Here is a 9,869-nt window from a genome sequence, read left to right as displayed (position 1 = left end):
CTTTCCCCCCCTGTGCTTGGGGGGGGGGGGGGACCCTGTCCCAGCTGGGGGGGGGGGCCCCGCGGCTTGCTCTGAGCCTGAACTTGCCCCCTCCACCACCCTGCGGGCGGTCCCCCTCCCCCATAAAATGGGGGAGGAAATTCACGCCAGCGCCCGATGCGCCATTCACTTCCCGCGGGGAGCAAGGCCACGGCCTGCTGGCCTCCCCCGGTTTGCCAGGCAAGACGCCCCGCCCTCACCCGCCACAAGCCCCCCACGCTTCGTCGCGATAGCGCAGGATCGCCTCGCGCAGGCCCGCCACGCCCGGCCCCGCCCACAGGATGCTCCGCGACACCGAGGGCAGCACCCGCCCGCGCGCGGCGGCGAACCGCTCGCCCACCTGCGCCATGGTCGCCCCCTGCGCCCCCACGCCCGGCGCCAACACCAAGGCCTGGCCCAGACGCTCCAGCAGCGGGGCCTCCTCCGCCTCGAGGGTCGCGCCGATCACCGCGCCCAACACCGGCCCGGCCACGGCGTTGTGGGCGGCGATCTGGTCGGCCAGCCGCTCGGCCACGCGCCGCCCGTCCGCATGCCGCGCGCCCTGCAAGTCACGCCCGCCGGGATTGGACGAGCGCGCCACCACGAACATCGCCGCATCGCAGTCCCGCGCCCGCTCGAAGGCCGGCGCCAAGCTCTCGAAGCCCAGATAGGGGTTCAGCGTCGCCGCGTCGGCGGCGAACCCGCCCGGCCCGATCAGCGCCTGCGCATAGCCCTCCATCGTGCCCGGCACATCGCCCCGCTTGGCGTCCAGCAGGCAGAGCGCCCCCTGGGCCTGGGCCTGGCCGATGGCCCACGCCAGTTCGGCCATGCCCGCCGCGCCGAACCGCTCGAAGAACCCAGCCTGCGGCTTGACCACCCCGACCAGGTCGCCCGCCGCCTCCAGCACCCGCTCGCAGAACACGCGCAGGCCCGCGGCGTCCTGCGCCAGCCCCCAGGCTGCCAGCAGGTCGGCCGAGGGGTCGAGCCCCAGGCATAGGGGCGAACGGGCCTTGGAAATCACGGCGAAACGATGGGCGAAACCGGTCATGGGCGTCTCCTTGGATACCCCTCCCGCATCGGCCGCTGGCGCGCCGGCGGCAATCGACTACTCTGCACGGGCTGTGAACCAGGCTCACATATGCATCGCCGCCTTCCGTCCTTGAGGGGTCTCCAGGCCTTCGAAGCCTTCGCCCGCCTCGGCTCCATGGTCCGGGCCGCCGACGAACTGTGCGTCACCCACGGCGCGGTCAGCCGCCAGATCCGGGCCTTGGAACAGCAGGTGGGCGCGGCCCTGGTCACCGGCCCGCGCCACCGGCTCGCCCTCACCCCGGCGGGCGCGCGCCTGGCCGCCAGCCTGGCCGGCGCCTTCGACCAGATCGTCGCCGGCCTGCCCGGCGCGCAGTCGGCCGAGGCGTTCGTCGTCTCCGCCCCCTCGACCTTCGCGATGAAGTGGCTGATCCCCCGCCTGCCCCGCTTCATCGAGGCCCACCCCGACGTTCCGGTCCGCATCGTCGAGGACAGCCCCAGCCAGCCGGACTTCGGCGGCGGCGGGGTTCACGCCGCCATCGCCCTGCACCGGGGCCCAGCCCCCGCCGGCCTCGCCGTCACCGCCTTCCTGCCCCAGGCGTTCGGCGTCGTGGTCGCGCCCGCCCTGCTCGACCGCGCCGGCGGCGACCTGCAGGCCCTGCTGCGTGCGCCGCGTCTGCACAGCGCCACCTTCCCGGACGGCTGGGCGCTGTGGGCGCAGGCGGCCGGCCTCGACCTGCCGCCCGTCGGCGCCGAGCGGGCCTTCGACCACAATTCCTACATGCTGGAGGCCGCCGCCGCCGGCCTGGGCGCCGCCGTCACCGCCTGGGCCTATGTCGAGGCCGAGATCGCCCAGGGCCGGCTCCTCGCGCCGTTCGGCTTCGTTCCCCTGACGCGGCGTTTTGCGCTGCTGCGCCCGGCCATCGCCCGTCATCCGGGCGCCGAGCGCTTCGCCGAATGGCTGCTGGCCGAAGGACGCATCGCCGCCCCGCCGCCCGCGACCGAGAGCCGCCCTATCCCATCGCCGCCTTGATCTTCGCGGCCGGGATCTCGCCGCTGGCCAGCTTGGCGAGGATCAGGGCCGAAAGCTGGGCGCGTTCGACGAAGCTGTCGGGCCAGGCGTATTCGTCCTGCGAATGGATGTCCCCGCCCCGCACCCCCAGGGTGTCGACATTGGGCAGGCCCGCGGCGAACAGGTTGTTGCCCTCGCACACCCCGCCCGACGGCGCCCAGGCGATCTCCTGGCCGATCAGGGCGCCGGCCGTCTTCACCGCGCCGAACAGTTGCTGCTGGGCGGCGTTGAACGGCTTGGCCGGACGGGTGAAGCCGCCGTGCAGCTCCGCGGCGATCCCGTCCGCGGCCGTCGCTTCGACCTGCGCCTTCACATGGGCCAGAGCCCACTCGCCGGCCTGCGCGTCGGGCAGACGAATGTTGAAGCGCACCACCGCAACGTCTGGAACCATGTTCAGCGGCCCGCCGCCGTCGATCCGCGCCACGTTCAAGGTCACGCCCTCGCGCTGGCCGTTGGCGCCGGCCAGCCTTACGGCCAGGTCCGCCGCCGCGGCGATGGCGTTGCGGCCCTTGTCGAAGTCGCGACCGGCGTGGGCCGCGCGCCCGCGCACCACCACATGGAAATTGCCCGAGCCCTTGCGCCGGGCGGCCAGCGCCCCGCCGGCCATGGCCGGTTCGTAGGTCAGGCCCACCTGTCCGCCGCGCGCCAGCCGCGCCAGCACCGGCCCGGAGGCCAGCGAGCCGATCTCCTCGTCCGGCGACAGCAGCACGCGATAGCCGAGCCGGGCGTGGTCGGGATGTCCCTCGAACGCCCGCAAGGCGGCCAGCATGACGCTGATCCCGCCCTTCATGTCGGCCAGGCCCGGCCCGTTCAGCGCCCCATCCGCCCGCGGCCGGACTTCGGTGAAGCCCGTTCCTGCCGGATAGACCGTGTCGTAGTGCCCGGTCAGCACCACCTGCACCGGCGCCTCCGGCCGTACGGTGGCCATCAGGGCGGGCGGATGGGCCTGGGCCTTCAGGCTCCCGTCGGCGGCGACCTCGTGGCTGTCGGCCAGGGCCACGTTCTCGACCTCGCCGGGCAGCTCGGCCAGCACCGGCTCCAGCGCCGCGCGCTGCGCCTCGAGTCCCGGCAGATTTCGGCTGCCTGACGATAGAGCGCACCATTCCACGGCGCGGCCCAGAATCTCGTCTTTTTCCCCCGAAAGACGCTCCAGAATGGATAAATCTTGCGTGGTCAGTTGCATGACCCGAGCCTGGCTCTCAAAACCGGGCTCGCGCAAGGCCCTATCGGGCAGGTAAGTGGAATCCTATGGCCTTAACCTTTCTATCGCGGCTCTCTAAGGGGGCGGAATCGCGCTGGTTGGCGGCCCTTGCCGATAGCCTGCCGAACGAGAAGATCAGCCTCGGCGCCGATCGCGACGCCGACATCGCCATCGTCGCCAATCCCCCGCCAGGCGCGCTCGCGGCCTTACCAAACCTGGCCTTCGTGCAGTCGGCCTGGGCCGGGGTCGACGGCCTGCTGGCCGATCCGGCCTTGCCGCCCGTTCCTTTGGCCCGTCTGGTCGATCCCAGCCTCGCCGCCCAGATGGCCGAGGCCGCCGCCGCCCACGTCCTGGCCCTGCACCGCCAGGCCCCCGCCTACGCCGCCCAGGCGGTCCAGGGGCTGTGGCGCCAGCTCGACCAGCCGCCGGCCAGCGCCCGCCGCATCGGCTTCCTCGGCTATGGCGAACTGGCGAGAGCCAGCGCCAACCTGTTGCAGAACATAGGCTTTCAGGTCGACGCCTGGAGCCGCAGCCACGGCGACCTTCCCGCCCTGCTGGCCCAGAGCGACATCGTCGTGAACCTCCTGCCCCTGACGGCCCAGACCCGCGGCGTGCTGGGCGCGGCGACCTTCGCGCGGATGAAGCGCGGCGCGGCCATCGTCAATCTCGCCCGCGGCGCCCACCTGGTCGAAGCCGACCTGCTGGCCGCCCTGGCCGACGGAACCCTCTCCCACGCCATCCTCGACGTCTTCGAGACCGAGCCCCTGCCGCCCGTCCATCCCTTCTGGCGTCACCCGCAGATCACCGTCCTGCCCCACGTCGCGGCGATCACCGACCCCGTCTCCGCCAGCGCCTTCATCGCCGCCAACATAGCGCGCTTCCGCAACGGCCAGCCCTTGCAGGGCCTGGTGAACCGCCAGGCGGGCTACTGACCCGCCTCAAATTGCTCCCCTCCGGGGGCAGGGCGATCGCATATGGCGCGGATAAGCAGCGACGGCCCACTTCGCATGTCGTCCCGGAAAGCGCGCAGCGCTTGTCCGGGATCCATGAACGCCTGAGCTTTCAGGCTCTGGCGCCGCCAACACGGATCCTGAACCGCATGTGTTCATGGATCCCGGTCTTGCTTCGCAAACCGGGAGGACACCTAGTAGGCGATAGTCCCCCTTCGGGGGAGCTTGACGGAGCGCACCCAAGACGCCTACGCCAAAAGGGAAAGACCCGCCCCTATACCGGCAGCTCGGTGACCGATTTCACCTCCTCCAGCACCGCATAGGTCCGCGTCTCGCGCACGCCGGGCATGGCGACCAGCACCTCGCCGAGGAAGCGCCGGTAAGCCTCCATGTCCGACACCCGCGCCTTGATGAGGTAGTCGAAACCGCCCGCCACCATATGGCATTCGAGGATTTCCGGCGTCCGCCGCGCCGCCTTGGCGAAGTCGCTGAAGGTGTCGCCGGTCGTCCGGTCGAGCTGCACCTCGACGAAGATCAGCAGCGCCCGACCGATCGCCGCAGGATCGAGCAAGGCGGCAAATCCGGTTATGATCCCGCGTTCGCGCAAGCGCCGCACCCGATCCGAACAGGCCGATGGCGACAGATGGCACGCTTGGGCCAGGTCCAGATTGCTGATCCGCCCATCGCGCTGCAGCACACGCAGCAGGCGGCGGTCGGTCTCGTCCAACCCCACAGTATCCGTCATAGCGCGCCTTCCGTGATTTTTAATTCGGCAAACGCCTCAAACGTCCGCCGGACATTCGGCTCGATAGCAGATACGCCGGATGCCTGAAATCATCCTCATCGAGGCTTGCCCATGACCTCCTGGACCGCTCTGGACGATCCGAACGCCAAGTATCGCGACGAGACCGAGGCGGTGACCGCCCTGCTCGCCGCCCGGCCGCTGACTGAGCCCCAGCGCGGCGCGGTCAAGCGCCAGGCCGAGGACCTGGTCCGCGCCGCCCGCGGCTCGGCCCGCCGCCAGGGCGTGGTCGAAGGCTTCCTTCAGGAGTTCAGCCTCGGCACGCGCGAGGGCTTGGCCCTGATGTGCCTGGCCGAGGCTCTGCTGCGCACCCCCGACGCCGAGACCCGCGACCGGCTGATCGCCGAGAAGATCGGCGGCGCCGACTGGGCCAGCCACCTCGGCCGCTCCGACAGCCTGTTCGTCAACGCCTCGACCTGGGGCCTGATGCTGACCGGTAAGATCGTCGAGGTCGACGAGGATGCGCGACGCGACCCGCCGGGCTTCCTGCGCCGCCTGGTCGAGCGGATCGGCGAACCCGTGGTCCGCCAGGCCGTCGTCCAAGCCATTGGAATCATGGGCGAACAGTTCGTGCTCGGCCGCACTATCGAAGCGGCCCTGAAGCGCGCGGCCAAGGAGGGCCAGGTCTGCTCGTTCGACATGCTGGGCGAAGGCGCCCGCACCGCCGCCGACGCCGCCCGCTACGAGGAGGCCTACGCCCAGGCCCTGGAGACCGTTGGCAAGCACGCCAGGGACGCCGGGCCCGAGGCCGGCCACGGCGTCTCGGTCAAGCTCTCGGCCCTCTCCCCCCGCTACGAGGCGACCCAGGAAGGCCGTGTCTGGCGCGAACTTTATCCCCGGATAAAAAGACTCGCCCTGATCGCCGCCGCCCACGACATCAACCTGACCATCGACGCCGAGGAGGCCGACCGCCTACTCATCTCCTTGAAACTGCTGGACCGCCTGGCCCGCGAAAGCGAGCTGGGCGACTGGCGCGGCCTCGGCCTCGCCGTCCAGGCCTACCAGAAGCGCGCGCCCCTGACCGTCGCCCGCGTCGCCGAGATCGCCGAGGGCAGCGGCCGCCGCCTGATGGTCCGCCTGGTCAAGGGCGCCTATTGGGACAGCGAGATCAAGCGCGCCCAGGTAAACGGCCGCCCCGACTATCCGGTGTTCACCACCAAGGCCGCCACCGACCTCTCCTACCTCGTCTGCGCCCGCGCCCTGATCGCCGCCAGCCCCCACGTCTACGCTCAGTTCGCCACCCACAACGCCCACACCCTGGCCGCGGTCCACGCCATGGCCGCCGAGGCCGGCGTCAAGATCGAGTTCCAGCGCCTGCACGGCATGGGCGAGGCCCTCTATGGCGCCGCCGAGGCCCTGCGCGCCGGCGCCATCGTGCGCACCTACGCTCCCGTCGGCGGGCATGAGGACCTGCTGCCCTATCTCGTCCGCCGCCTGCTGGAGAACGGCGCCAACACCTCCTTCGTCCACGCCCTGCTGGACGAGCGCGTGCCCGCGCAGGACGTGGTGGTCGACCCGATCACCGCCATCGAGCGCGCCGGCCCAGGTCCCCACCCGAAGATCCCTCGCCCGGCCGACATCTACGGCGCCGAGCGCCGGAACTCGGCCGGCGTCGACCTCTCGATCCCCGAGGAAGCCGCCCGCCTGCACCATGCCGCTCGGGCTTTGCAGCCGCTGACCAGCGGCCCGCGCATCGCCAGCCGCGCGCGCGAGGGGACCCAGCCGCAGGACGTGAAGAGCCCATCGGACGGAAGCCTCGTGGGCCGCACGGCCGAGGCCTCGGCCGCCGACATCGACGCGGCCTTCGCCGCCGCCCGAGCGGCCCAACCCGCCTGGGACGCCATGGGCGGCTTTCGCCGCGCCGAGGTGCTGCGCGCCATGGGCGCGGCCCTGGAGGCCGACAGCGAGCGCCTGATCGCCATCTGCGTGCGCGAGGCCGGCAAGACCCTGGCCGATGCGATCGCCGAGGTACGTGAAGCCGTCGATTTCTGCCGCTACTACGCGCACCTGGCCCAGACCAGGTTCGCCGGTGCCGAAATCCTCAAGGGCCCGGTCGGCGAGACCAACACGCTGGAACTGCACGGACGCGGCGTCTTCGTCTGCATCAGCCCCTGGAACTTCCCACTGGCCATCTTCACCGGCCAGGTCGCCGCGGCCCTGGCCGCCGGCAACGCCGTGGTCGCCAAGCCAGCCGAGCAAACGCCGCTGATCGCCGCGGAAGCCGTAGCCCTGTTCCACGAAGCCGGACTGCCTGCCGGCCTCCTCGCCCTCGTCCCCGGCCGCGGTGAGACGGTGGGCTCTGCCCTGACCGCCCACCCGGAATGCGACGGCGTCGCCTTCACCGGCGGGACCGAAACCGCGCGACGGATCAACCAGACCCTGGCCGGACGTGAAGGCCCCATCGTGCCGTTCATCGCCGAGACGGGCGGCCTCAACGGCATGTTCGTCGACACCACGGCGCTGAGGGAACAGGTGGTCGACGACGTGGTGCTGTCGGCCTTCGGGTCAGCCGGCCAGCGCTGCTCAGCGCTACGCATCCTCTTCCTGCCCGAGGACACCGCCGACCTGGTCATCGAAACCATCAAGGGCGCCATGGACGCCATGGTGATCGGCGATCCGGCCGATCCGACCACCGATGTCGGCCCGGTGATCGACGCGGAGGCGCGCAACGCCCTCCAGGCCCATCTGGAGCGCCTGCAGCGGGAAGCCAAGGTCCTGCACCGCCTCGAGGCGCCCGCAGGCGGGACCTTCTTCGGCCCGGTCCTCGCCGAGATTCCGACCGCCAGGTTCCTCGAGCGCGAGGTGTTCGGGCCGATTCTGCACGTGGTCCGCTACGACCCGGCCGAGCTCGACAAGGTCGCCGGCGAACTGGCAGGCCAGGGCTATGGCCTGACCCTGGGCGTCCACTCGCGCATCGACGCCTTCGCCCGCCAGGTGCGCGAGTTGGTCCCAGCCGGCAACGTCTACGTGAACCGCTCGATCATCGGCGCGGTAGTGGGCGTCCAGCCGTTCGGCGGCGAGGGCCTGTCGGGCACCGGGCCCAAGGCCGGCGGCCCCAACGCCCTGTCGCGCTACGCGCTCGAGCGCGCGGTGAGCATCAACATCGCAGCCCAGGGCGGCGATCCGGCCTTGTTGAACCTCAGCCTCTGACCGGGCCTGCGAAACGAAAAAGCCCGGAGCCAAAGCTCCGGGCTTTTCTGTGCTGCAATGGTACCGCCTCCCCGGTTCGAACGGGGGACCTCTAGAGCCACAATCTAGCGCTCTAACCAACTGAGCTAAGGCGGCGCATTGCGAGGCGGCTCTTCTAGTCGCACGGCGCCGCGGGATCAAGGCCCAGGCCGCCCGGCGAGGCCCTATGGCGCAAGTTTTTGTGGAGGCGAAAGAAAAGGCCCCGGAGGCGAACCTCCGGGGCCTGATCCTTTGAACGTTCCGACGGGGATCAGCCCTTCGGAAGCACGAAGCGGATCGGGATCCGAACCGTGCCGCCCTCGACCGGGGCGCCGTCCTGGGTCTTCGGCCGCATCTTGAACAGTTTGCTCAAGCGCATCGCCGCGGACCCGAAGTCCTGATCCGACGGCTCCTCGGACACGACCTCGCAGTTTTCGAGGCTGCCCTTGGCCGTCACCGAGCAGCTGAGCGTCGCCCGGCCCTCGATGTTCATCCGCATCGCACGATCCGGATAGTACCGCGCGATGTCATCGCCCGAGGGACGACGAGCCCAGTCCGGGTTCGTAATCACCGACGGACGCGGCGGGGCCGGCGGGGCGGCCTTCGGCGGTTCCGGCGTCTCGATCCGCTTCTCGACCGGCGGAACCGGCAGAGGCGGAATCTGCGGAATGTCGGCCGGCACGTTCACCGGAGGCCGCGGTTGCAGCTTCGGCGGCGGAGGCGGCGGCGTATTCGGCGGAGGCGGCGGGGGCGGCGGGGGCGGCGGCGGAGCGGGCTTGATAATCGCCACGTCCGTCACGTCGTCCGAATACTCCCGATACTTCGGCTCGAACTTCGACTTGTACAGATAGTACCCGAGGCCGGCGTGCACGATGAGGGAGCCGACAATGGCGGCAGTGACGCCATTGTTCCGCTTCTTCTTCGGCGCGTCGAAGACACTGCGCTGCTCGTGGTGGGTAGTGTCGGTGGTTTCAGCCATTCGTCACCCCCTCCTAGTTCTTGTCTTCGCCGATAAGGGCCACGCTGTAGAAACCGTTGTCCTGAAGCATGTTCATCACGCCCATGAAGTCCCCGTAGAGGACGTCCTTGTCGGCGCGGATGAAGATGCGTTCCTTCTCCGGATTACGTTGCCCGATCGTGCTGCGCAGATTGTCCCCGATGTCGGCCAGTTCCACGCGGGAGTCACCAATATAGATGGAGCCGCCAGCTTGGATCGAAATGTAGACCGGTTTCGGTGGGTTCGTTGAGGGTTTGGCGACCGCGGGCGGAAGATTAACTTGCACGGTCACGGCGGCCATGGGCGCCGCGACCATGAAGATAATCAGGAGCACCAACATAACGTCCACGAAGGGCGTAACGTTGATTTCGCTGTTGGCGTCGACCGCGTACTTGCCACCCCCAGAACCTGAGAGTTTGGCTCCCATGTGGGTTACGCCCCTTTGTCGAGCTGCCGGGAGATCGCGTTCATCAGTTCAGCAACGAAGCCTTCCGTGCGCGCGCCGTAAGCGGAGATGCGGGTCTGGAAGTAGTTGTAGAAGATAACGGACGGGATAGCGGCGAAGAGACCGATACCGGTGGCCAGCAGCGCTTCGGCGATACCGGGGGCGACGACGGCCAGGTTGGTGGTGTTGG

Annotated in this window: 9 protein-coding genes and 1 tRNA gene; 3 read left to right on the top strand and 7 right to left on the bottom strand. The window is 70.2% G+C overall.

The genetic code is table 11. The annotated features are described in order from the left end of the window. Positions 1-235: 235 nt before the first annotated feature. Positions 236-1,066, bottom strand: a complete 831-nt coding sequence (gene pyrF / locus ACE3TL_RS14270) for an orotidine-5'-phosphate decarboxylase (RefSeq protein ID WP_374579346.1) — start codon at positions 1,064-1,066, stop codon at positions 236-238. A 90-nt stretch (positions 1,067-1,156) separates the two neighbouring features. On the opposite strand from pyrF, the gene ACE3TL_RS14265 reads away from it, so the two are divergent. Continuing rightward, positions 1,157-2,077, top strand: a complete 921-nt coding sequence (locus ACE3TL_RS14265; RefSeq protein WP_374579345.1) for a LysR substrate-binding domain-containing protein — start codon at positions 1,157-1,159, stop codon at positions 2,075-2,077. On the opposite strand, the gene ACE3TL_RS14260 is transcribed toward ACE3TL_RS14265, so the two are convergent. Continuing rightward, positions 2,058-3,299: a hydrolase gene (locus ACE3TL_RS14260; RefSeq protein ID WP_374579344.1), complete on the bottom strand. Its 1,242-nt coding sequence runs from the start codon at positions 3,297-3,299 to the stop codon at positions 2,058-2,060. The genes ACE3TL_RS14265 and ACE3TL_RS14260 overlap by 20 nt on opposite strands. A gap of 116 nt (positions 3,300-3,415) precedes the next feature. On the opposite strand from ACE3TL_RS14260, the gene ACE3TL_RS14255 reads away from it, so the two are divergent. After that, positions 3,416-4,249: a 2-hydroxyacid dehydrogenase gene (locus ACE3TL_RS14255; RefSeq protein ID WP_374579343.1), complete on the top strand. Its 834-nt coding sequence runs from the start codon at positions 3,416-3,418 to the stop codon at positions 4,247-4,249. 292 nt (positions 4,250-4,541) lie between these two features. On the opposite strand, the gene ACE3TL_RS14250 is transcribed toward ACE3TL_RS14255, so the two are convergent. Then, positions 4,542-5,012 carry an Lrp/AsnC ligand binding domain-containing protein gene (locus tag ACE3TL_RS14250; RefSeq protein WP_374579342.1) on the bottom strand — a complete coding sequence of 157 codons (471 nt, stop codon included), beginning with the start codon at positions 5,010-5,012 and terminating at the stop codon, positions 4,542-4,544. Positions 5,013-5,123: 111 nt separating this feature from the next. On the opposite strand from ACE3TL_RS14250, the gene putA reads away from it, so the two are divergent. After that, complete coding sequence (gene putA, locus ACE3TL_RS14245) at positions 5,124-8,219, top strand: bifunctional proline dehydrogenase/L-glutamate gamma-semialdehyde dehydrogenase PutA (RefSeq protein ID WP_374579341.1); 3,096 nt, start codon at positions 5,124-5,126, stop codon at positions 8,217-8,219. 58 nt (positions 8,220-8,277) lie between these two features. On the opposite strand, the gene ACE3TL_RS14240 is transcribed toward putA, so the two are convergent. The 4 genes from ACE3TL_RS14240 to ACE3TL_RS14225 all read right to left on the bottom strand — a co-directional run. Continuing rightward, positions 8,278-8,354: transfer RNA gene (locus tag ACE3TL_RS14240), tRNA-His, on the bottom strand. 154 nt (positions 8,355-8,508) lie between these two features. After that, positions 8,509-9,216 carry an energy transducer TonB gene (locus tag ACE3TL_RS14235; RefSeq protein ID WP_374579340.1) on the bottom strand — a complete coding sequence of 236 codons (708 nt, stop codon included), beginning with the start codon at positions 9,214-9,216 and terminating at the stop codon, positions 8,509-8,511. Positions 9,217-9,229: 13 nt separating this feature from the next. Continuing rightward, positions 9,230-9,661, bottom strand: coding sequence for a biopolymer transporter ExbD (locus ACE3TL_RS14230; RefSeq protein WP_374579339.1), 432 nt, complete (start codon positions 9,659-9,661; stop codon positions 9,230-9,232). Between the two features lie 5 nt (positions 9,662-9,666). Continuing rightward, a partial coding sequence (locus ACE3TL_RS14225) for a MotA/TolQ/ExbB proton channel family protein (RefSeq protein ID WP_374579338.1) occupies positions 9,667-9,869 on the bottom strand: 203 nt, incomplete at its 5' end.

Source organism: Phenylobacterium sp. (genome assembly GCF_041920015.1).
In the GTDB taxonomy this organism is placed as follows: Bacteria; Pseudomonadota; Alphaproteobacteria; order Caulobacterales; family Caulobacteraceae; genus Phenylobacterium.
The sequence above is the reverse complement of the archived record's forward strand: the minus strand, read 5'-3'. Positions and strand labels throughout refer to the sequence as shown.

Coding starts and splice junctions, on each gene's coding strand:
- ACE3TL_RS14265 (WP_374579345.1), top strand. CDS start 1,157: ATGCATCGCCGCCTTCCGTCCTTGAGGGGTCTCCAGGCCTTCGAAGCC.
- ACE3TL_RS14250 (WP_374579342.1), bottom strand. CDS start 5,012: ATGACGGATACTGTGGGGTTGGACGAGACCGACCGCCGCCTGCTGCGT.
- ACE3TL_RS14235 (WP_374579340.1), bottom strand. CDS start 9,216: ATGGCTGAAACCACCGACACTACCCACCACGAGCAGCGCAGTGTCTTC.
- ACE3TL_RS14230 (WP_374579339.1), bottom strand. CDS start 9,661: ATGGGAGCCAAACTCTCAGGTTCTGGGGGTGGCAAGTACGCGGTCGAC.
- pyrF (WP_374579346.1), bottom strand. CDS start 1,066: ATGACCGGTTTCGCCCATCGTTTCGCCGTGATTTCCAAGGCCCGTTCG.
- putA (WP_374579341.1), top strand. CDS start 5,124: ATGACCTCCTGGACCGCTCTGGACGATCCGAACGCCAAGTATCGCGAC.
- ACE3TL_RS14260 (WP_374579344.1), bottom strand. CDS start 3,299: ATGCAACTGACCACGCAAGATTTATCCATTCTGGAGCGTCTTTCGGGG.